We start from the raw sequence: 21,602 nt of genomic DNA, 5'->3' as shown, positions 1-21,602 counted from the left end.
ATTTTCATCTCAGGATGGCTGCGTAGGCGGCTGCGTGTTGGGAGCCGCAATCCAATGCACGTTCAACCAGCGACCGTCGATGCGGCTCCAGATATTTGAAAATCGCAGCACGAGCACACGCGGCTGGCTTGGTAACCGCATGTCCATGACAACATCTCCCCAAACGATGGCTGTGTCGCCCAGAAGCTTGATCTGCACGTTGCTGAAGTCCAGCGAGTGGTAGTTAGACTTACCCGTCAACACCCTATCGATATAACTGGCGAAAGTATCGATACGCCCCGAGCAGTGAATGTAGACATGATCGGGAGCGAGCAGTTCTCTCAGAGTAGCGTGATCTTTGGAAACGATCGCCCTGGCCCTGCGATCCTCGAGTTGCAGGATCTCCTGCATTGCTGCATCTTGTTCCGGGTTCATCTAGAACACTCCCTCTTTGGTCAGCCGAGCGACATCGTCGGATGAATATCCGAGTAGATCGCCATAGACCTCCGCATTGTGTTGCCCAACGGCACCGCCAGCATGCGTGATCTTGGCGGGGGTATCGCTAAAACGGATCCAGGGACTGAGCAGCTTCATCTTGCCGCGTTCGGGATGTTCAACCTCTGTGAACGCTCCGCGCGCCTTGATGTGTTCGTCCTCTATCACCTCTCCGATTGCAAGGACGGGAGCGCTGGCAATGCCGAGCTCACGGAATTTCTTCCATAGCTCATCCTTGGGCTTCTCCATCAGCCACATCGACACCATTTCCTGAAGCTCAGCCAAATTGTCGCGCCGGTCGTTTTCGGTGGCAAAGCGGGGATCCGAGCCCATGTCGGGATGCCCCATCGCGGCAGCAAAACGCCGCCAGATAGCATCTGTCGTACCACCGAAATGAAATGCCATATAGCCATCCTTGCAAGGCTGCGGCTTGGCACCTGTGGTCATGTTCTCGAAATGGCTATGAAGCGTGCTAACCATGAAACCAAGCAAGGCTTCCTGCATGGAAACTTCAATTTTCTGCCCCTTGCCTGTAACAGAGCGGCTGTACAGCGCTGCGCAAATTCCCATGGCCATCGAAACGCCCGAAGCCTCATCCCCAATTCCCAATGTCTTGGTTCCGTAGGCGCCGGAGTATTCCCAACTCTTATTAATCCAGCCGCTGATTGCCATGATGGTGTAAGCATAGGCGCGAGCTTCCGCGTAGGGCCCGGAGTCTCCGAAGCCACGCGAGCTCGCATAAATTATGCGTGGATTGATCTCTTTGAGTTCTTCGTAGGAAAACCCCATCCGCTCCATCACACCGAGTGAAAAATTCTCGACGATGACATCGCTTTTGGCGACCATCTCCTTGAAAATCTGACGCCCTTCTTCGTTTTTCAAGTTCAAGGTAATGTGCTTTTTGTTCGCATTGACGGCCAGGAACTCATAGCCATCTTCAGTCGAACCTGGCGGCATCCAGGAGCGGCGAAAGCGGTCACCGTCGCCATACTCGATCTTGATCACTTCGGCCCCCATATGAGCCAGAAACATGGTGCCGAACGGCCCGGCAAGAATGTGCGTTAGGTCTAGAACTCTCACACCGCTCAATGGCCCTGTCATATTTGATCTCCCAGTAATGAAATGTGTGCATCCATGCAAGCGGCAGCTGTTCAGCGGCCGCGACGCAAATTGAGCTCGGACTCGCGCGCAGCTATTGCGCTTCTATGCGACCTTCTGTGACGATGTGTTCCCATTTCTTGACTTCCGCGGCGATGAACGTCTTGAACTCGGTTGCGGAGCTTCCGACGAATCTGTACCCCTCCTGTTCGAGCTTCTCCTGCATAGTAGGGGTCTTGAGAAACTCGTTGATCGCGACGTTGAGGTTTTGAACAGTTTCGGCAGACGTGCCAGCCGGCGCGAAGAACCCCAGCCAATGACTGGCCAGATATCCAGGCAAGCCACTTTCGTTGACTGTTGGGATATCTGGGTAGGCAGGCGACCGCTGCTTTGACCCGACCGCAATCCAGCGCAATTTGCCGTCTTTGATAAGAGGCCTTGCGGATCCTTGAGAATCGGCAAACACTATTTGCGCTTCATTCTTCGCCACTGCCATCACCGCAGGGGCTCCGCTGGCGTACGGAACATGGCGAATATCAACCCCTGCCATTAACTTGAACATCTCCGCATGAAGATGCCCGGATGATCCGACGCCGAACGAGGCGTAATTCAATTTCCCTGGGTTGGCCTTGGCGTAATCGATCAGCTCCTTGATCGTCTTGGCGGGAACTTCGGGATTGATAAAGACGCCAACATTGCCTTCGACGATCTGCGTGATTGGCACAAGGTCTTTGCGGACGTCATACGAAGGCTTCTTGCGTATCGTTGGAATGATGACCACCGCGGGCGCCTGAAACAGCAAGTGGCTACCGTCTGGTTTGGCACGGACAACTTGCAGCGTGCCGATCTCGCCCCCGGCACCAGGTTGATTGACTGGTATTGCCGGACGATTGAGTTTCCTCGACAGCGAATCACCGATCAACCGGGCATAGGTGTCGGTCGAACTTCCTGCGGCATAGGGGATGATGATCCTGATCGACGCCGTGTTTTGCGCGTTCACAGACGTGGCAAGAGCACACGACATTACTGCGCTCGCCAGGAAAGCCGTCAGGCGACAGAAATGATTGGTTAGCATTCGTCCTCCAGTTGATGAAATGCGGGGGCAACATCCGGCTCGAGACCGAGCAGAGTCAGTTCAGTAGTGACGTTCTCAAAGATCGCGCGCACCGGCATACCGAGATGGAGATTCGAGACGGAGGCTGTGTGCAACTTCGCCTGCACCCGCGCCCCTTCCTCGAGATCCGCTATAGCCAGGATGTAAGGGAGATCCAGCTGGAATGCAGGCAGGAACGCGTGATACGCAACCATCCAGGAATGCAGCCGTCCGCGACCACTCGCCACGATCCAATCGACATGGCTGGAGTAGCACCCATCGCAGATCAGCCGTGGATAGTGGCGGATGCGACCGCACGTCTTGCAACACTGAAGAGCGAGCTTGTGCTGCCGCAGAGCTGCCCAGTACGGCTCGGATTCCGGTGAGATTTTTGGGGTTGGTTTGTCGTAGAAGGTAGACACGTTAAGCCCTCTGCATGATGGCAACGGCGCCGTCGCCGAGGTCGCCGAAGCCGGTGACCAATCCCGTCGCCGCATCCTTGACCTGTGCCGCCCCGGCCTCTCGCCGCAGTTGTCGAACCAGCTCAATGACGTGATTCATTCCGCCGATGTGAGCCTGAGACAACAAGCCTCCGTGGGTATTGACTGGCAACTTCCCGCCAAGTCTGATGGCTCCGCTTTCGACGAACGGCCCACCTTCTCCCTTTTTACAGAAGCCCAGATCTTCCAACTGGCACAACACGATATAGGTGAAACAGTCATAAATCTGCGCAACGTCGATCTCATCGTGAGTGATGCCAGCCATTGCAAAGGCTCTCACTGCCGCCTTGGCAACACCGAGCGTGGTGATGTCGGTGCGCTGGGTGATGGTGCTCGGCGAGTCCGGATGTCCCTCGGCAATGCCCGTGACGAGGATGGGATGTTTGCGCAGGTCCTTCGCCCGATCTGCGGCACTGACTACGATGGCCGCTCCGCCGTCACTTTCCAGGCAGCAGTCGAGCAACCGAAAGGGATCGGCGATCAGGCGAGAACTTTGATGGTCCTCGACCGTGATCTCCTTCTTCATCATCGCCCTCTCATTCAGCAACGCGTGCGCACGCGTTGCCACCGCGATCTCCGCGAACTGCCGGCTTGTCGTGCCGAACATCTCCATGTGACGCCGTGCCATCGGCGCATAGAGCTGCGCAGCGGTAATCGCGCCTATCGGGGTTTCGAACTCGGCAATCAGTCTTCGATGAGGCTGATCAGTGATGCGCGCTGCCATGCGCGCCCCTGAGTAACCGTTGCGACCTGCAGGTAGCAGAACATGCTTGCATATTCCGAATGAAATCGCCGCCGCCGCACATTGAAGGGCCGCGACGGTGCTCGCACCTCCCATCGGAATGATTGCGGAGAAGCGCAGATCGGGAATGCCAAAATTCGCAATGAAATCCTCCGCGATACTTGTACCCGCGGACAATGGAATGATGCCGTCGATGTCCTTGGGGGTCAGACCAGCGTCCTCTATTGCACTGAGCGAAGCCTCCAGCTGCAGCATCAGGGCAGATCGCCCCGACGAGCGGCTGTATTCAGTCTCGCCGACGCCGCTGACAGCTACTGCATGAGCCACTTTTCATACCCTCTCATCAAGCGCGATGCTCGCCGTGGCCTGGAATCGGCTCGGCCACAGCGGTTTGAGCTACCAAAGCGGCCAACTCATCCGCCCGATAGAAATGAACGCCAGGATGCGATGCCATGTGACGGAGAAAATCGGCCATGACCTGAACACGCACCGGACGCGAGGATCCAATGTCGCCCCTCGAATGCAGCGTTAACGGAACGTAGGCACCTGCGGCATACATGGCGGCAAATTCCTCCGTCCATACTTTCTGCACCCGCAGATGGGAATGCCTGGGCGCGTAGAACGTGGAATCACTTAGATAGTCCCAGACAGGAAGCTCCACCAAGGTACGGCCTTTGCCGTCGGAAAACGCGTATGGCCGGTCATCGTCCTGAAAAGTCGAGTCGTAGAGGAAGCCGAGGTCGGCGAGCTCCAGCATCGTCTCCACCGTCAACAATCCATTGGTAGAGCGCCAGCCCTTCGGCTCAATACCGATCACATCTGCCAGTGCCGCCTTGGTGCGCGCGAGCAAGGCGAGATCGGCGGGCCCTTCTGGCAACTTATCGAAAACGGGCGCGCCCTGTGCTGCGATCTCATGACCACCGGCCACAATAGCCATCAACAGGGATCGATGGCGCTTAGCCTCATCAGCAGGGACAAAGAACGTAGCACGAACACCGCATTCCTCCAGCGCATTGAGTATTCGCCACAACCCTTCCCGCGCGCCGTAACGGCCATAGGAGTAGCGTCCGAACAGCCCTGCAGCTCCTGCAACCTGCGCATCGAGCGTTTCAACATCAAAGTTAACACTCACGACAACAGGACATGGAGCCATGGTTTCTACAGTCATGTCCGCATCTCCTCGAAAGCCTGGGGGCACGCACGCACCACGTTGCACATCTCAGCGCAAGTCATGAACGTGACGCCTTCATGAGCTTGCATGTAACGTACCAGGCTTTCTATAGCGGCCGTTCGCGATGGCGAACCTGAACCCCAACCGCTGCGCGGATGCACGCTCAGGAAGAAAAACCCTCGTTCAGCATAGATGGAATCGAACTCCCGCTTCCAGACCTCCAGCACCTCCGATACCGGGGTCATGGAGTAGTGAAACCAAGGGTGGTCATCGAGGCTGTAAGTGTTATTGGGAACTTCCACCAGCGATCTACCATGCCCCAGATCGAGCATGTATGGCATGTCGAAGTCTTTGTCACTCGCGTCATAAAGATAGCCGAGTTGATGCAACACTTTGAGCGTGGTGTAGGTCTTCTGGCCGGAGGGGGAACGCCAGCCCACCGGTGGTGACCCGGTCATGTTGCCAAGGATCTCGTGAGTCAGCCTGAGGCGGCGCTCTTCCTCTTGGGGCTCGAACAACGTACGCTCATGTAGATAACCGTGTGCGCCTATTTCATGGCCCGCCGCGGCAATATTGCGGATGACCTGCGGGTAGCATTCGGCGTCGTAGCCAGGAACAAAGAAGGTTGCCGGAATCCCCAGGCGGCTCAGCATATCGAGATGGCGCGGAACGCCCCTGCGGCCCGAATAGCGTCCGGTCGAGTGCGACCCGAGCGGCGGAAACCCCTGTGTCAAATCGTGCGACGGACCATCGAAATCGATAGCGATCACAACCGCGGCGCGTGCCCCACCCGGCCATTCGGTCCGATGTTGCCGCCAGCGTCCGTCCGAAAAGGTGCGCAGACTTCGGGAGATGGTCGGGTAACTTATTGTCATATTACTCTCCGTGCACAAACCGCATGACGACGATCCACGTCACTGGACACGAATATCAGCATGGGATTTTTTTTCACCTACGTCGACCTGAGCGCCGAGTCGATAGGTCGTGAAATGACGGTTCAACGCAGGTAGCGGCGCCACTTCCATGATTCCGGCTTCAGGCTGCATGACCACCATGGCCACAGTGGCAGTCATGACACCGGCCGTGTTCAAGCGTGGGGGGCGGCATACCGACCAGGGCGAAAGGAGCTCGTCGAAGAGCGCTGCTTTCACATCATCGACCGTGATCGCCCCAACCTTCGGCTCAAGCAACATTCTTACCCTGGTATCTCGATAAAGAGTGTCTGGCATCGCGGCAATACCCTTTTCCAGGAGCTTGATGCGCGCTGGCACGTTAATCCAGTGATTCGCATGCACCATTAATCCGCGCTCTGGCAGAATCTGAAACGCTTCGTTGGGGGCGCATTCAAAGTTGATGCCTATGCCTGCAGCATGGCTCACCATCATGTTGCTCGACGCAGACTTTTGTGTGGTGCAAACGGCATGCATGGCGAGAGCGAGGTGCTCGTTTTCCAACACCTTGCGGCGTACCAGGGAAATCGGAACACCAACCTGGGAATAGTCTCTGTCGCATTCCAGATAGTTCCCTGTAATCGCTACGCCTGCCGCATTCAATCCGGCGCGAGCCAACGTACCCGCTTCCGTAAACGTCAAGATATCCGGCCCGTCGTCATTGCGAATACGTAAGACGATGGAGCTATCGACGCAATCGCGTTTCCAATCCCAATTGAGGGCATGGATCAGCGTGCGGCGCTCACTGGCTTCAGGCAGGACCATAAGTCCAGTGCAGCCATCCGCGCCTTGCTCCGTCAGCAGTTTTCGCAAGTGTGGCCGCTCTCCCAACTTGAGAATTTCGGTGCGCGCATTGAGCAGCACGATGTCTTCGAACGGCAATCCTGAACCTTGCGCTATTCCCCGCATCTCCTTGACGTGGTTCGCATCGAACGCCTCCATGACGGGCAAGTACTCCTCTACCAATTGCTTCACTTCGTTTGGTGTGAGCGACAGTTTTTTCAACTGCGCCATATAGTGAGCAACCCCAGCACGGATTCGCTTTTCAGCCAAGTTTCCATGTTGAAAACCTCGCTCGAAAGGTGCGCCGGAAACGTCGATGAGGGGAAACGGTTCAATCATTTATTTCTCGGACAGCAATCAATCGGCGTACGGATTTTTTGTCACGACTCGATGAGTTTTCAGAAGTTGGAATGATTCTAGGCAGGACATGTCCCACTACACAATGACCGTCCGAGTGATATCACTACACACAAAATGTGATGAATCGAATCGTGGTCTGATGCCTTAGCATCGTGCAACGCAACTGCTTCGACACGCCATTGGGGATGCATATCGTCCGAAGGCAAACATCCAGAAATGACGCGCGATCCTATTCAGAAATCCGTGCTTTTTGCGCCGTTCCAATTGCGCGGCGTTGAGTTCACAAACCGTATCGCGGTCTCTCCGATGGCCCAGTACTCGGCCAGGCAAGGCGCGGTGCAGCCTTGGCATCTTCAGCACCTGGGGAGCCTCGCGGTATCCGGCCCGGCGCTTGTTTGCATCGAGTCGACTTCCGTCGAAAGACAAGGTTATGGCTCCAGAACCTGCCTTGCGTTACACGACGATGCGCAAGAGTCAGCACTGCGCGAACTGATCACACAGATTCGAACGTTTTCAAGTGTCCCGCTCGGAATACAGTTCGGACATTCCGGCCGCAAAGGCGCAAGCTGCGACCCCTCCGAAGGAAGACGAGCTCTCCGTGTAGATGAGGGTGCCTGGGCCTTGTATGCGCCTTCTGCCCTGGCCTGGTCAGTATCATGGCCGGTACCACGGGAGATGGACCGCAGCGACATCGATCGGGTGATAGAAGCCTACGGCCAGGCAGCGGAGCGCGCGGCCCGCCTGGACATTACAGTGATTGAGTTGCATAGCGCACATGGCTATCTTCTGCATTCTTTCCTCTCGCCTATTTCGAACCGTAGGACGGACGGCTACGGGGGCTCGCTTCAGGGGCGGATGCGATTGATCATGGAAATCACAGACCGGGTGCGCGCAGCCTGGCCGCAAGATCGCGTATTGGGGATTCGGCTCAACAACCACGATTGGATCGAGGGGGGACTGACCATAGACGATACGGTCGAAACTGCGCGGTGCTTCGGTGCGCATGGAGGTGACTACGCTTGCATCTCCGCAGGCGCCTTGACCGATGAGGCCAGGATTTCTGCGGCACCCAGTTACCTGGTGCCGTTTGCATCCGAAATTCGCCAACGAGCGACCATCTCCACCTTCGTGACCGGGATGATCATTGACCCGCGGGAAGCGGAGGAAATTGTCGCGCGCGGCGATGCCGACATGCTGTCAATTGGCCGTGCTTTCCTGGACGATCCGCGCTGGGTCTGGCGTGCCGCCCAGATGCTCGGTGCGAAGGCCTGCTACCCCATGCAATACGCGCTGTCCCAGCCAAATGTCTGGCGTGGAGCGGAAATTCTGAGGCCACCGCGATGATCGCTAACTGCTCTTATTTCAGGAGCATTAACAAGTCGCGTAACCACGGATGCACTGCCAACCTTCACCCCGCCCTACCCAAAAACGCTGATAACGCGCTGATTTTTCATGCTGACATGAATATATGAACCTGCGCGTTTCAGTCGGGAGTCTAATATCTCGCGGAGGCGGCACACTCTTGAACTCCCACCCCCTTTGGGGCGCCCGGCGTAAGGGAAGGCGCATCAATGTCTCAGGGGGAGCCATGTCATCAGGGGGAGCTTTTTTTTGCCCTTGGATGCGCCGCATCGTAAGCTTTGGCCAGATGCTGAAAGTCCAGGCGGGTGTAGACCTGTGTCGTGGCGATGTTCGCATGACCTAAAAGCTCCTGAACGGCGCGCAAGTCGCCGCTCGATTGGAGCAGATGGCTGGCAAATGAATGGCGAAGCATATGCGGATGCACGGGCGTAGCCAAGCCAGCCAGCAGGCTGCGGCGCTTCAGGCGCTGCCATACCGAGGCGGAGGTCAAGCGTGTGCCGTAACGCCCGGTGAACAGGGCTCGTGCAGCATCGGCGTCCGCTCCAGCCGGTGTGGCAATGCGCAGCTCCAGCCAGCGGCGCAACGCAACATCAGCGGCTCGGCCTAGAGGTACGGCGCGCCGCTTCCCCCCTTTGCCCCGCACCTGCGCTTCGCCAGCCTCCAGATCTATCCAACCCCTGCCGCCCCGCTCCGCTTCCCTACTGGCCGCCATATCGAGCGTCACGAGCTCGCCCACACGCAGGCCGCAACCATAGAGGAGCTCCACCATGGCGGCGTCACGCGCTTCAAGCCAAGGGTCATCGTCCACCTGGTGGTGTTCAGCCAACTGAACGGCTTCATCCACACCGAGCGCTTTGGGCAAAGGGTGCGGTTGGCGCGGCGCACGGATATCTTGCACGGGGTTGGAGGCAATCCGGCCTTCGCGTCCCAGCCACACATAGAAGCCACGCCAGCCAGAGAGAATCAGGGCGATACCGCGGCCACTGCGGCCACCTCCGTGCATCTGGGCTACCCAGCGGCGCACGTGATGGCTTTGCACATCTTTAAGAGGCACCGCAGCCTGTACAGCATAGGTCGCCAGTTTTTCAAGATCCAGGCTGTAGAGCGTGACCGTGCGGGCTGCCAGGCGCTTCTCAACGCGCACGTGCTCCAGATAGCGCTCGATCAGCGCCGCATCTTCATCCGCCAACGAAGATTGCGCCATATGGAGTCTTCGGTCTGGGACTTAGCGTTTAAGCCGTGAAAGCGCCGCGCTGGCGATTTCGGCAATACGCTCCAGGAAGTCCGTAGCCATGCCGGCTTGGTAACGCTGGCTATCCGGCGAAGCGAGCACCAGCAGGCCAAAGGCCGGCGCCGCTTCGCCGGATCGCAAGGGGATCAAAGCCAGGGATGCGGCAGCTTCCGGGTCTTCCAGCCAGCGCACGGCATCAAAACCAGCGTTCACGCCGCAATAAGGCGTGACCAGGGAAGACGCCAGGCTTTTGACGTCATCGCTGACATCCTGGGCAAAGGGCTCACCCGCGTAAGCGTCGGCGACATCCCATAGTTTGAGGCCGGCTTGAGGCACGCTGAATTGGCTCTTGATCTCGCTGACCGTCACCACGGGCAAGTCGGCCGGGCGTGGAACCAGAAACAACTGCTTCGACCAGCGCTGGAGTTTGTCGCCAATGAGCATGTTCTCATTGCCATGACGCATCATTTCCATCAGGCGCTGCTCCAGCACCTTGATTTTCTCGCGAAGCATCTCTGCCTGGCGCTCCTGCAAACTGACTGCACGACCACCGTGGGGGCTGGTCATTTGTACCGCGCTCAGCAAATCTGCATGTCGCTCAAAGAAATCAGGCGTATGTACCAGAAATTGAGCAATATCTTCTTCAGTGATGGGGTTCATGCCGTTTGGAGTCATATGCTTTCTGGAATCTCAATTTCGCCCTCAAAAACGGTGCTGGCCGGGCCGGTCATCAACACCGGGCTGCCGTCATGGCCCGCCCACTCAATGGTTAGTGCACCACCCCGCGTAGCCACCTGCACCCGCTGATCGAGCAGGCCCAAGCGGATGCCTGCCACGACCGCCGCGCAAGCGCCGGTGCCGCAAGCCAAGGTCTCTCCGGCACCGCGCTCGTAAACGCGCAATCGAATCTGGCTGCGATTTTCAATCTGCATGAAGCCCGCGTTGACGCGGTTGGGAAACGCGGGGTGTGACTCAATCAGGGGGCCTTGAGTCAGCACGGGAGCAGTGTCCACATCATCCACCAGTTGTACGGCATGGGGGTTGCCCATGGAGAGTACGGCCAGATGAACCGTGGCCGCCGGCGAAAGAACGACCGGCCAAAGTGACCATCCGCCACCCAAAGGCTCCATACCGGCAGGATTGAACGGCACCAAAGGAAGATCGAACACCGGGGCGCCCATATCCACAGTGACGCCTCCGTCTTCATTTTCGGTAAGCTCAATGATGCCGCGCTGGATCTTCACTCTCACCGTGCGCTTGTCCGTCAGGCCGCGTCCGCGCACAAAGCGCACAAAGCAACGCGCGCCATTTCCGCAATGCTCGACTTCGCCGCCATCATTGTTGTGGATTACATACTCAAAATCCACATCAGGCTGAGGTGCCTGCCTGACGCCGAGGATCTGGTCTGCCCCCACACCGAAGTGCCGGTCCGCCAGCCAGCGATACTGCGCAGGCGTGAGCCCCAGCGGGCCAGCTGTCTCGTCGAGCACGACAAAATCGTTGCCCGCGCCCTGCATCTTGGTGAAGCGAATGTGCATGGAGCGATTATCCCTTTATCCTCTGAGTTAGTTCATTTCGAAAGGCTTCTCGCATGCGCATTCCCCATTGGACTCCAGATCTCAAGGCCCAACCCGAAGAGTTGGTGAACGCCATCCTGGCCCGCCGCGCGGGCAACTTGCTCAATCTGGATCGTGCCCTTCTGTGGAGCGAACCGCTGGCACGTGGCTGGAATGTTTACCTTAAGGCAGTGCGTAGCGAGCTTCCCACCAGTCGAAAACTCCGTGAGTTGGGTATATGTACCGTCGCCCTATTGACGGGGGCCCACTACGAATATCACCACCATGCACCGGATTTCCTGGCGGCTGGGGGCACACAAGACGAGCTAGACGCCCTTTCGCGCGTGATGGCACAAAACCCCCGCCAGGCCAAAGATGAGGCCCTGGGGCCTGTAGAACAACTGGTAATCAGCTATGCCGCCCAAATGACGCTGGATGTGAAGGTCGACGATGCGCTGTTCGCGGCTCTGAAAAGCCACTTCAACACCACGGAAATTGTGGAATTGACCAGCGCCATCGCCACCTACAACATGGTGGCGAGGTTTCTAGTGGCACTGGGCGTGACACCGGAAAACTGAACCTGAGCGGACATGCACTCCAGGCACCACTGCGTAAAAGCCGCGCGCGGTGACGCTAGAACGTGTTGACCCAGGGAGAGGCGGGAGCCTGTGAATGAATCCGGTTGAAGGATTCATTCACACCTTCTCAGTCCTCGTTAGTGGCTACCATCTTGTAAACCACCGCACCAATGATGCCGCCAACGATGGGTGCCAGCCAGAAAAGCCACAGCTGTCCCACGGCGCCGGTTTGCGCAAAGAGTGCGACACCCGTCGAACGCGCTGGGTTGACCGAAGTGTTGGACACCGGAATGCTGACCAGGTGGATCAGCGTCAGGCACAAGCCGATGGCAATGGGAGCGAACCCAGCTGGCGCCCGCTTGTCCGTGGCGCCCATGATGACGAACAGGAATACGGCTGTCATCACAACTTCACATACGAGCACCGCCATCATCGAGTATTTGCCCGGCGAAAGCGCGTCGTAGCCATTGGTGGCGAACCCGCCAGCCTGCCAGCCGGCTTGGCCGCTGGCGATCACGTACAACACCGCCCCTGCCGCCACGGCCCCTATGACCTGCGCAATGACGTAAGGAGCCAAATCCTTGGCAGGAAAGCGGCCACCAGCCCATAGCCCAAAGGATACGGCTGGATTCAGGTGGCAACCAGAGATATGGCCTATGGCAAAGGCCATGGTCAACACGGTCAGGCCAAACGCCAGCGCCACGCCGGCAAAGCCTATACCCAGCTCAGGAAATGCCGCGGCCAGCACGGCACTACCGCAGCCGCCCAAAACCAGCCAAAAAGTCCCGATCAGCTCGGCCAGATATTTTTTCATTCGAAACCTCCAAATGCAATGCTTGAAGGACAGGTCAGAGAATTCCCACCAGTCCGAGTTGGAAGTGGATTGCAACACGGACCTCCAGTCAAGCGCTAGCGCGACTGTTGTGTTTGAACTCAAAAATTGAGAACTTTTTCTTGAGATATCAGGATAAATTTTAGGTAACGCCGAGTAAATCTCACGACGTAGCGCGCTCTTGACCGGAGCGTCCAGCCAGGCACTTGAGAGCGCAAAGGACAGCTATATAGGGCGCGATCGCGCGCGGCATAGGGTATAGGCCGGGCAGACGTTGGCCCCCGTAGCGCACCCGAAACCAGCGCGCTACGGTACGCGAGCACTTGTTCAGCTCTGACTCAAGGAGTGTCGCCAAATAGACCGCTCGCAGCCTGAGGTGCCGCCACCCCCAGGTGCCGGTAGGCGGCCAGCGTGGCAATGCGCCCTCGCGGCGTGCGTTGCAGGTAGCCTTGCTGGATCAAATAGGGTTCAATCACGTCTTCGATCGTGCCTGGCTCCTCACCGATGCTGGCGGCGATATTGTCCAGGCCCACGGGGCCGCCATCGAAGCGGTGGATCACGGCTTCAAGGAGCTTGCGGTCCATGACATCGAGTCCTATTGGGTCGACATCCAGCATGACCAGCGCCCGGTGTGCGATGTCATGCGTGATGCGCCCATCGCCCTTGACGTCCGCATAGTCGCGCACACGACGCAGCAATCGATTGGCTATACGTGGTGTGCCCCGGCTGCGGCGGGCAATCTCACGCGCTCCCTCTGTATCTGTCTCCACTTGCAGGAGGCCAGCCGAGCGCGTGACGATACGGGTGAGTTCCTCCGGCGTGTAGAACTCCAGCCGGGCGACGATACCGAAGCGATCGCGGAGCGGGTTCGTAAGCATGCCAGCGCGGGTGGTGGCACCAACCAGCGTAAAAGGCTGCAGATCAAGCTTGATCGAGCGCGCCGCCGGGCCTTCGCCGATCATGATGTCGATTTGAAAATCCTCCAGCGCCGGGTAGAGAATTTCTTCCACCACAGGGCTCAAGCGGTGGATTTCATCAATAAACAAGACGTCATTGCGCTCCAGATTAGTGAGGAGCGCCGCCAGATCCTTAGGTTTTTCCAGCACCGGGCCGCTGGTCTGACGCAGGTTGACACCCAGTTCATGCGCAATGATGTGAGAAAGCGTCGTTTTTCCCAGGCCTGGTGGGCCGAACAGCAGCACATGGTCCAGCGCTTCGCCGCGCTTTTTTGCAGCGCCTATGAAAATTTCCAGTTGCTCGCGCGCCTTAGCCTGGCCTACATATTCATCCAGCAGCTTGGGCCGCAACGCACGCTCCAACGCCTCTTCCTTGGGAGACGCGGCAGCGGCCGACACCATGCGCGGTGCCGTGCGTTCGGGTGGTAAGGCGAAGTCGTCAACGGTGATGCTCATAACCCGATTGTGACGCGGGTTGGCACCACCCCAAAACGCATGACCATCTCGGGAATTCGATCAGCAGACTCCTAGAGATCCTAGTTGAGCCACTTGTTAATACCCTGGGCATAGGAGTTCTGGAAACGCCCATAGTAATCAGCACCCGAAGGGTTCTGGCAACTGGATGCACCACCCCATAGGGTTCCCACCACATAGCGGGTGCTATTCAACTGCGCGAAGAGTGGCGCTCCACTGCTTCCCAACTCGGTAGCACCCTGCTGCCAGGAGACCCGGAGCCTGCTGCCCACGTTGGCATTGGTGTCCGCACAATTGTTGTCCGTGCACACGGCGTAGCTCATGATTTGGCCCACGCTGTACTTCTGCAGATCACCTCTAGGTTGGTGAACGCTCGTCACACCGAATCCAGGCCCTACGTCGGCACCAAAATACGAGCCGGCATAAACAACCCGCGCAGGCGGCCGCGTATTGAGTTGCAACAAGGTGTTGTCAATGGCCGTATTCGCGAACAAGAGCTGAGCGCCCCCCACGGTGCGCGTCATGGCCGAGTCCAACCTGGGAGCGCTATTGCAAGATGCCGCACGGAAGAACCAATAGGCAACTAGCGTGGAGGCAACGTCCTGGGTGCCTATGCAATGGGAGGCTGTCAGGAAATACGGTGTTCGGCTGCTGGCGGCATCGTTCAGCAGCGCGCCGGTGCACATAAAAGTACCGGCGCTAGTAGAGAACATGATTTTTGCGAGCGAGCGGCTTTCTGCCTCCAGATCGGGTCTGCACATGACATCCAGGTGACAACTTGCGGCATCGCCGATGCTGGCGACGGTCTTCGGTTGCATCACGCTCTCCTCCACAGTCGTTGTCAGGTGCGACAGATGTGGCACGGCGAGGCGAAGGCGGCCAGGATCTACGTTGGCAGGTAGCTGCACCTCCAGCGTGCTGACCGCACCGGTGGTGTCAGGCCCCCAAACCATGCGCGCTGCATCACCAGTAACGCCCCCCATCATGTTCGCAGCCCGAAGATCGGCGATTTGGGTCGTGTTCATTTCCACGACTTCATCGCCCTCCGCGCCATAAAAGCGCAGCACGGTGCCCTCGGGCACGTCTTCGGCGAGCACAGCTAATCGGATCGCCCGGGCACCCTCGGCCGAAAACGCGACGGCAGCAACCTTTCCACCGTCGGCAGTTGGGTTCCAGCTTAGCAGCGAAGCCAGATCCTGTGCACTGGCGGTAGCGGGAATGGCACGGCCTTCACCGATTTTCAAAGCCGTCCCATTACCCGCCTGGATGAGGGATTTTCCTGCGACCAAGGCCCCCAAGGTGACCCGCGGAACGGGAGCTCCAGCCGGATAATTCTTAGTCGCCCCACTCGCAACCTTGAGCACTGCACTGCTCGGCCGAAGAGCGGTGTCCAGAGGTTCGATGCGGTCACTGGCTATAGGGGTAGGCGCGGGTGCCGGTGTAGGAGTGGGTGCCGGCGTGGGCGCAGGAGAACTATCGGAGCCGCCGCAGGAGGCCAAAGCGGCGGCCGCGACAAGCGCCCACAAAATATGAAGCTTCATCATCGGGTTTCTCCAGACTGGGTTCTCAATACAAAAAAAATGGGGACGTTCAGCACGCTACAGCCTCACCAGCATGGTGATGATCGATGCAATTCATAACGGGCATGTTCATACTGGCCTTGTGAAGGTCATAAGCAGTCTAACGCCGCTTTAACGGTTCAATCTCATGCCACATTTTCCACGATGCCTGAATGCACCAGTACGATCGGGACATGGCAAAAGAAAAAAGCATCTATACCTGCAATGAATGCGGCGCTACCAGCGCACGCTGGTTAGGGAAATGCCCCTCCTGCGGGGCATGGAATTCACTCATCGAGTCAGTGGCCGAAGCCCCTTCCTCTGGGAAAAATCGCCTGGGTACTGCATTTTCTGCACTGGCACCCAGCAGCGAAGTACGTGCGCTGGCTGCCATTGAAGCGGTGGAGGTGGCGCGGACCCCCACCGGACAGGGCGAGCTTGACCGGGTTCTGGGAGGCGGCATCGTTGAAGGCGGCGTGGTGCTGATAGGTGGTGATCCGGGCATTGGCAAATCAACTCTGCTGTTGCAAGCACTGGACACCTTGCAACGCTCGCAGCTGAATACGCTGTATGTGACCGGGGAGGAAAGCGGCGCGCAAGTAGCCTTGCGCGCCAGGCGGCTCGGCATTTTGGGCTCCCAGGTCAATGTGCTGGCGGAGATTCAGCTGGAGAAAATTCTTGCAACGCTCTCCAGCCGGCAACCAGCCGTCGCTGTAATCGACTCCATACAAACCGTTTACAGCGACCAACTGACCAGTGCACCGGGCAGCGTGGCCCAAGTACGCGAGTGCGCAGCCCACCTGACTCGGTACGCCAAATCGAGCGGTTGCGCCATCGTGCTGGTCGGCCATGTCACCAAGGATGGCCAACTGGCCGGGCCCCGCGTGCTGGAGCACATGGTGGATACGGTGCTGTATTTCGAAGGTGACACCCATTCGAGCTATCGCCTGGTTCGCGCTATCAAGAATCGGTTTGGCGCGGTCAACGAGATCGGTGTCTTCGCCATGACCGAGCGGGGTTTGAAGGGCGTCAGCAACCCAAGTGCGATTTTCCTGAGCCAGCACCCCCACCCTGTGCCCGGCAGTTGCGTGCTGGTCACGCTGGAAGGCACGAGGCCGATGCTCGTTGAAATCCAGGCTTTGGTGGATTCCGGGGGGCCCAGCCCGCGCCGCCTGTCAGTAGGTTTGGAACGCGACCGGCTGGCCATGCTGCTGGCCGTACTGCATCAACACGCCGGTGTCGCTACCGGAGATCAGGACGTTTTCGTCAACGCGGTGGGGGGCGTGCGAATCAGCGAGCCTGCGGCCGATCTGGCAGTGATGTTGGCCATCACCAGCAGCTTGCGAGGAAAACCGCTACCTAAAGGCTTCATTGCCTTCGGGGAAGTTGGCCTGGCGGGTGAAGTGCGCCCAGCGCCGCGTGGGCAGGAGCGACTGAAAGAGGCCGCGAAGCTTGGCTTCTCAGTAGCGATCGTGCCAAAAGCCAATGCGCCCAAGAAAGCGGACAAATCCTTCGAGGGCCTCACCATCCACGCCGTGGAACGGGTGGATGAAGCTATGGCACTGGTGCGCGGCCTGGACTGAGGCCGTTTTCCTTACGGCTTAGCCCAGCAGCAGCGCGTCGTCGCTCACTTTTTCGCCACGCGTACGCTCAAACATTGCGAGCAGGTCAGGCACATCCATGCGGGCACGTTCTTCACCTGCTACATCGAGCACGACCTCCCCCTGATGCAGCATGACGGTGCGTGTTCCATGGTCTAGCGCCTGCCGCATGGAATGGGTGACCATCAACGCGGTAAGCTTATTTTCATTGACGATTCGATCGGTCAGCTGGAGCACGAAGGCGGCTGTCTTGGGATCAAGTGCGGCAGTATGTTCATCCAGCAACAGAATGCGGGAAGGTTGCAGCGCCGCCATCAGCAGGCTTACAGCTTGCCGCTGACCGCCAGAGAGCAGGCCCATGCGATCGCCAAGGCGGTTTTCCAGCCCAAGATTCAGCTGGGCCAGCTTCTCGCGAAACAGCCCGCGCAACTCAGCCCGCACCGCACGGCCGAAGCCTCGGCGCTGACCACGTTGCCAGGCCAGTGCCAGGTTTTCCTCAATGCTGAGGGCCTCGCAGGTACCTGCCATGGGGTCCTGGAATACGCGTGCGACCAAGCTGGCTCGCTCCCAGGAGTTAAGGCGCGTGACATCTCGGCCGTCGATGATGATCTGGCCATCATCAACCAGAAGATCTCCGCTGATGGCATTCAGCGTGGTCGATTTTCCTGAACCATTGGATCCGATGACGGTGACGAACTCCCCGGCGGAGACGTTTAGCTCTACACCACGAAGCGCGGGGTTCTCAATCGGCGTTCCGGGGTTGAACGTTTTGTACAAACTGCGCAGTTGCATCATGGTTGACCCCCTCCAGCAGATTTGGCCGCTTTGACGGGCTTACGCCATTTGGCCTTCAAGCGCGGCAACACCAGCGCAAGCGCCACCAGCAGTGCAGTGATCAAGTTCAGATCCTGCGCCTTCAAGCCTATGAAATCAGCTTCGAGAGCCAGTGCAATGAACAGGCGGTACAACACCGCGCCCACTATCGTGGCCAAGGTGATGATGAAGAGCGTGCGGCTCGGTATCAGCGTCTCACCAATAATGACCGCGGCCAGACCGATGACAATAGTGCCCAGGCCCATGGAAACATCCGCGCCGCCCTGTGTTTGGACGTAGAGCGCGCCGCCCAGCGCGATCAATCCGTTGGACAAGGCCATGCCTCCCAGAACTACGCGCCCTGTGGAAACACCTTGCGCGCGCGCCATGCGAGGATTCGCACCCGTGGCCCTCAGGGCCAAGCCCATTTGCGAGGCGAAGAACCAGTCGAGCAGGAGCTTGACCACCAACACAATCCCCGCGAGCACCAAAGGCTGCACCCAATAGGCATCGGTTTCACCCACAAAGTGGCTGAATACGGTGGGCTCACCCAGCAGCGGCACGTTGGGCGCCCCCATGATGCGCAGGTTGATGGAATACAGCGCGATCATGGTCAGGATCGACGCGAGCAGTTGCAAAATCCCCAAGCGCACATTGAGCCAGCCAGTGACGAACCCAGCCGCGGCACCGGCCAACATGGCTGCTACGCAGGCCAGCCACGGGTTGCAACCTGACACAATGAGCACCGCAGCCACCGCGCCCCCCAGAGGGAAGCTGCCATCTGCGGTGAGATCAGGGAAATCGAGCACGCGAAATGAGATCCACACCCCCAGCGCCACCAGCGCGAAGATGAGTCCAATTTCCAGCGCGCCCATGAATGAGAGCATCGACATGGGATCGGTCCTTTAGAACGGCACCGGCGCCATGAAGGCGCCGGTAACGAAACGAGATGTTATTTCACCCTTGGAGCGTGTTCATACAGACTCATGAATTCATTTCACGACTTCTGCGGCTTCCTTGATCAAGGCTTCCGGCAACTTGACGCCTTGCTTCTCCGCCGCACCGGGATTAACCACCAGTGACATTTTGGTACCGACTTCAGGCGCAATGCTGCCAGCTTTGGCCCCTTTGAGGATGCGATCAACGATCTTGCCAGTCTGCCGGCCCAGGTCGTAATAGCTCATACCCAGCGCCGCCACAGCACCTCGTTTGACTGAATCTGTGTCTGCCGCCACGAGTGGGATATCCGCCTCTTCCGCCACACGAACCATAGACTCGTATGCAGAAACCACGTTGTTATCGGTCGTGGTGTAGATCACATCCACCTTGCCGACCAGGCTCTTGGCTGCGGAAGGAATGTCTACTGTGCGTGGCGCTGCCGCCTCCACCACAGTCATGCCTCTCTTGGTCAGTTCAGTCTTCAGTTCTTTCAGAACGATGGTGGAATTAACTTCCCCTGGGCTATAGACATAGCCCACGCGCTTGGCGCCCGGCTTCACCTTCAGAAGCAAATCGATCTGCGCTGCCAGCGGCAGGGCATCAGACGCGCCAGTGACATTGGTGCCCGAAGGCTGCCAACTCTTGACCAGCTTAGCCGCCACGGGATCCGTCACGGCGGTGAAAACCACGGGGATGGTTTTGGTGGCTGCCACAGCGGCTTGCGCGCTGGGCGTAGCCACAGCGACGATGACGTCCACCTTGTCGCCAGCGAACTTGCGTGCGATCTGGCCGGCGGTGGCGGAATTGCCCTGCGCGCTTTGATAGCTGAGCTTGAGGTTCTTACCCTCTTCCCAACCCAGCGCTTTCAGTTCGTCCTGGACGCCCTTGCGCGCAGCATCGAGCGCCGGGTGATCAACGATGGCGGTCACGCCGACCGTTTTCATTGCCTGCGCTTGTACGCCAGGAGCAAGCAACAGTGCGGCGACGGCAGCTATGGTGCCCACCGCGAATCGACGAGCGAAAAAATTGGTCATGATCGTGCAATCTTTCTTTGTTCAAAAACCATGAAGGAATGCGTAATGTTCGCACAATCCTTGGCCAAATCCATTCATACAAAACCTAATAGCCGGTTTCGGACGCTATCACGCGGTTCGCAAGCCCTGATCGGCTCAAGGCCCGCTCGCTTCGTCAAGCGAGCCTGCTTGAGGATAGTTCAGGAGTAACGCGCCATGTGCTCACGCAGCATGTCCCAAAGCACGGCAGCCGGTTGGCTCAATTGGGTGTCCTGCCGCCTGAACAGCCCGATGCGCCGGACGATATCGGGCGAGTGCAGCGGGCGCGACAACAAGTCAACCGCCGCGCCCGAATGCAAGGCCAGATGAGGCAGTACGCCAATACCCACGCCGCCCCGCAGCAGGCCCAGCATGGACGACAAATGCTCCACCTCATCGAACCAGGGCGACGCAATGCCCTCGGCTGCCAGCGCCTCATCGATCTGCTGGCGGTTGGCGCTGGTCGAACGAAGCGCCACCACGCGCCAAGCCTGGAGGTCCGTCCAGGCTACGCGCTTGCGCTTTTGGAGCGCGTGACCGGCGCGGAAGGCGATCACGTAGGGATCGTCAACACAGTGCTCAGCGTAAAGCTCGGTTGACGGGTGACCCAGCACGCCAATGCCGAACTCCGCTTCGCGCGCGAGCACAGCCTGAGCCACGCGCTGGCCAGTGTCGTCGCGCAGATGCAGGCGCACGTGCGGGTAGCGTTTTCTGAAGGCATCCAATACTGGTGGCAGCAGCGAATAGGCCACCGTGGTGAGACAAGCCACGTCAATACGACCGGATTCACCTCGTGCACAACGTCCGGCCTCTACGACGGCATCGTCCAGTTGATCGAGCAATAGAGCGGTCTTGCGAATCAGCTCGAGCCCGAGTGATGTCAGCGCAACACGGCGGGTGGTGCGCTGAACCAGACTGCCCCCAATCACCGCCTCCAACTGCGAAATGCGCCGGCTCAGAGCCGACTGGGTGATGTGCAAACGCTCTGCCGCCCGCACGAAACTTCCCGTGGCATGCAAGGCCGCCAATGCCCTCAGGTCATCGACGCGGTAATTCATGATTGCCATGCATTAAATCTTGAAAATTGAGCAATTTACAGAATGTAAGCTACCGCCAAGAATGCGCCATTCCCTTCTTGCCAGTTTTTTTCATGCCTGTCATCAAAGTTTTTAGCGCGGCGTCCATAACGTCCGATCAGGTCGAGACCGTCGGAGCTGATCTAGAGAGGCTTTGTCTTGATGTGTTGCGCGCGCAGCCTACGGCGATTCAGATCGTCTTTGTGCCCGCCGTCATGGCCCGTGGCGCACCGGCTCTGCTTGAAATGCACTACCGCGCCCAGCCCTATCGAGATGCCGATGCACTGACGAGCTTCATGGACGGCGCGGAAGCTTCGCTATTGAAGCACCTCGGTCAAACGGCCCGCATCCGGTGTTTCTCCGTGGATGTGGTCGGGCTGTCCGCACGCAACTGAGGCCTGG

General features: G+C 58.5%; 22 protein-coding genes. 4 read left to right on the top strand and 18 right to left on the bottom strand.

Annotation, left to right across the window (positions count from 1 at the left end):
• Nucleotides 1–9 precede the first annotated feature (9 nt).
• The 8 genes from G518_RS33865 to G518_RS0104440 all read right to left on the bottom strand — a co-directional run bounded on the left by G518_RS33865 (nucleotide 10) and on the right by G518_RS0104440 (nucleotide 7,150).
• A complete protein-coding gene (locus tag G518_RS33865) occupies nucleotides 10–414 on the bottom strand; it encodes a nuclear transport factor 2 family protein (protein ID WP_051236033.1) in 405 nt (134 codons plus the stop codon).
• Nucleotides 415–1,575, bottom strand: coding sequence for a CaiB/BaiF CoA transferase family protein (locus G518_RS0104470; RefSeq protein ID WP_028601508.1), 1,161 nt, complete (start codon nucleotides 1,573–1,575; stop codon nucleotides 415–417). It abuts the gene before it with no gap.
• Between the two features lie 91 nt (nucleotides 1,576–1,666).
• Nucleotides 1,667–2,647 carry a tripartite tricarboxylate transporter substrate binding protein gene (locus tag G518_RS33860; protein ID WP_084651468.1) on the bottom strand — a complete coding sequence of 327 codons (981 nt, stop codon included), beginning with the start codon at nucleotides 2,645–2,647 and terminating at the stop codon, nucleotides 1,667–1,669.
• Nucleotides 2,641–3,087, bottom strand: a complete 447-nt coding sequence (locus G518_RS39140; RefSeq protein WP_169457894.1) for a Zn-ribbon domain-containing OB-fold protein — start codon at nucleotides 3,085–3,087, stop codon at nucleotides 2,641–2,643. Before G518_RS39140 ends, G518_RS33860 begins: the two co-directional genes overlap by 7 nt.
• A gap of 1 nt (nucleotide 3,088) precedes the next feature.
• Nucleotides 3,089–4,234 (bottom strand): thiolase C-terminal domain-containing protein, encoded by a 1,146-nt coding sequence (locus G518_RS0104455; protein WP_028601507.1) that lies wholly within the window; start codon nucleotides 4,232–4,234, stop codon nucleotides 3,089–3,091.
• A gap of 16 nt (nucleotides 4,235–4,250) precedes the next feature.
• Nucleotides 4,251–5,075, bottom strand: coding sequence for a polysaccharide deacetylase family protein (locus G518_RS33850; protein ID WP_084651464.1), 825 nt, complete (start codon nucleotides 5,073–5,075; stop codon nucleotides 4,251–4,253).
• Nucleotides 5,072–5,953, bottom strand: coding sequence for a polysaccharide deacetylase family protein (locus tag G518_RS33845; protein ID WP_211231672.1), 882 nt, complete (start codon nucleotides 5,951–5,953; stop codon nucleotides 5,072–5,074). The genes G518_RS33850 and G518_RS33845 overlap by 4 nt, the downstream gene beginning before the upstream one ends.
• Before the next feature lie 39 nt (nucleotides 5,954–5,992).
• Nucleotides 5,993–7,150, bottom strand: coding sequence for a C45 family autoproteolytic acyltransferase/hydrolase (locus G518_RS0104440; protein ID WP_028601506.1), 1,158 nt, complete (start codon nucleotides 7,148–7,150; stop codon nucleotides 5,993–5,995).
• Between the two features lie 237 nt (nucleotides 7,151–7,387).
• Between G518_RS0104440 and G518_RS0104435 the strand changes: the two genes are divergently transcribed.
• Nucleotides 7,388–8,515: an oxidoreductase gene (locus G518_RS0104435; protein WP_036593565.1), complete on the top strand. Its 1,128-nt coding sequence runs from the start codon at nucleotides 7,388–7,390 to the stop codon at nucleotides 8,513–8,515.
• A gap of 250 nt (nucleotides 8,516–8,765) precedes the next feature.
• On the opposite strand, the gene G518_RS0104430 is transcribed toward G518_RS0104435, so the two are convergent.
• The 3 genes from G518_RS0104430 to dapF are packed head-to-tail and all read right to left on the bottom strand — an operon-like array spanning nucleotide 8,766 to nucleotide 11,302.
• Nucleotides 8,766–9,737 carry a tyrosine recombinase XerC gene (locus G518_RS0104430; protein WP_051236029.1) on the bottom strand — a complete coding sequence of 324 codons (972 nt, stop codon included), beginning with the start codon at nucleotides 9,735–9,737 and terminating at the stop codon, nucleotides 8,766–8,768.
• Between the two features lie 21 nt (nucleotides 9,738–9,758).
• Nucleotides 9,759–10,424, bottom strand: coding sequence for a DUF484 family protein (locus tag G518_RS0104425; RefSeq protein WP_245597897.1), 666 nt, complete (start codon nucleotides 10,422–10,424; stop codon nucleotides 9,759–9,761).
• Between the two features lie 11 nt (nucleotides 10,425–10,435).
• Nucleotides 10,436–11,302, bottom strand: a complete 867-nt coding sequence (gene dapF, locus G518_RS0104420) for a diaminopimelate epimerase (RefSeq protein WP_028601502.1) — start codon at nucleotides 11,300–11,302, stop codon at nucleotides 10,436–10,438.
• Between the two features lie 53 nt (nucleotides 11,303–11,355).
• Here dapF and G518_RS0104415 point away from each other — a divergent pair, with 53 nt between their 5' ends.
• On the top strand, nucleotides 11,356–11,898 hold the full coding sequence (locus G518_RS0104415; protein WP_028601501.1) for a carboxymuconolactone decarboxylase family protein: 543 nt from the start codon (nucleotides 11,356–11,358) through the stop codon (nucleotides 11,896–11,898).
• A gap of 127 nt (nucleotides 11,899–12,025) precedes the next feature.
• On the opposite strand, the gene aqpZ is transcribed toward G518_RS0104415, so the two are convergent.
• The 3 genes from aqpZ to G518_RS0104400 form a co-directional block, all read right to left on the bottom strand.
• The gene (gene aqpZ / locus G518_RS0104410; RefSeq protein WP_028601500.1) at nucleotides 12,026–12,712 is read right to left on the bottom strand and encodes an aquaporin Z; all 687 of its coding nucleotides are present in this window, start codon (nucleotides 12,710–12,712) and stop codon (nucleotides 12,026–12,028) included.
• 356 nt (nucleotides 12,713–13,068) lie between these two features.
• Nucleotides 13,069–14,142 (bottom strand): Holliday junction branch migration DNA helicase RuvB, encoded by a 1,074-nt coding sequence (ruvB, locus tag G518_RS0104405; protein ID WP_028601499.1) that lies wholly within the window; start codon nucleotides 14,140–14,142, stop codon nucleotides 13,069–13,071.
• An 80-nt stretch (nucleotides 14,143–14,222) separates the two neighbouring features.
• Entirely contained in the window at nucleotides 14,223–15,704 is a 1,482-nt protein-coding gene (locus G518_RS0104400; RefSeq protein WP_028601498.1) for a trypsin-like serine peptidase, read from the bottom strand.
• Nucleotides 15,705–15,913: 209 nt separating this feature from the next.
• Between G518_RS0104400 and radA the strand changes: the two genes are divergently transcribed.
• Nucleotides 15,914–17,302 carry a DNA repair protein RadA gene (gene radA / locus G518_RS0104395; protein WP_028601497.1) on the top strand — a complete coding sequence of 463 codons (1,389 nt, stop codon included), beginning with the start codon at nucleotides 15,914–15,916 and terminating at the stop codon, nucleotides 17,300–17,302.
• Nucleotides 17,303–17,320: 18 nt separating this feature from the next.
• Here radA and G518_RS0104390 read toward each other — a convergent pair whose 3' ends face one another.
• The 4 genes from G518_RS0104390 to G518_RS0104375 form a co-directional block, all read right to left on the bottom strand.
• The gene (locus G518_RS0104390; protein ID WP_028601496.1) at nucleotides 17,321–18,115 is read right to left on the bottom strand and encodes an ABC transporter ATP-binding protein; all 795 of its coding nucleotides are present in this window, start codon (nucleotides 18,113–18,115) and stop codon (nucleotides 17,321–17,323) included.
• Nucleotides 18,112–19,026 (bottom strand): ABC transporter permease, encoded by a 915-nt coding sequence (locus G518_RS0104385; protein WP_028601495.1) that lies wholly within the window; start codon nucleotides 19,024–19,026, stop codon nucleotides 18,112–18,114. Before G518_RS0104385 ends, G518_RS0104390 begins: the two co-directional genes overlap by 4 nt.
• 99 nt (nucleotides 19,027–19,125) lie before the next feature.
• Complete coding sequence (locus G518_RS0104380) at nucleotides 19,126–20,106, bottom strand: ABC transporter substrate-binding protein (protein ID WP_051236028.1); 981 nt, start codon at nucleotides 20,104–20,106, stop codon at nucleotides 19,126–19,128.
• A gap of 179 nt (nucleotides 20,107–20,285) precedes the next feature.
• Nucleotides 20,286–21,182: a LysR family transcriptional regulator gene (locus tag G518_RS0104375; protein WP_211231671.1), complete on the bottom strand. Its 897-nt coding sequence runs from the start codon at nucleotides 21,180–21,182 to the stop codon at nucleotides 20,286–20,288.
• 92 nt (nucleotides 21,183–21,274) lie between these two features.
• Between G518_RS0104375 and G518_RS38270 the strand changes: the two genes are divergently transcribed.
• Nucleotides 21,275–21,595 (top strand): hypothetical protein, encoded by a 321-nt coding sequence (locus G518_RS38270; RefSeq protein ID WP_156909275.1) that lies wholly within the window; start codon nucleotides 21,275–21,277, stop codon nucleotides 21,593–21,595.
• The last annotated feature ends 7 nt before the right edge of the window (nucleotides 21,596–21,602 follow it).

Source organism: Ottowia thiooxydans DSM 14619 (genome assembly GCF_000422885.1).
GTDB lineage: Bacteria > Pseudomonadota > Gammaproteobacteria > Burkholderiales > Burkholderiaceae_C > Ottowia > Ottowia thiooxydans.
This window is presented reverse-complemented; position numbering and strand designations above follow the sequence as displayed.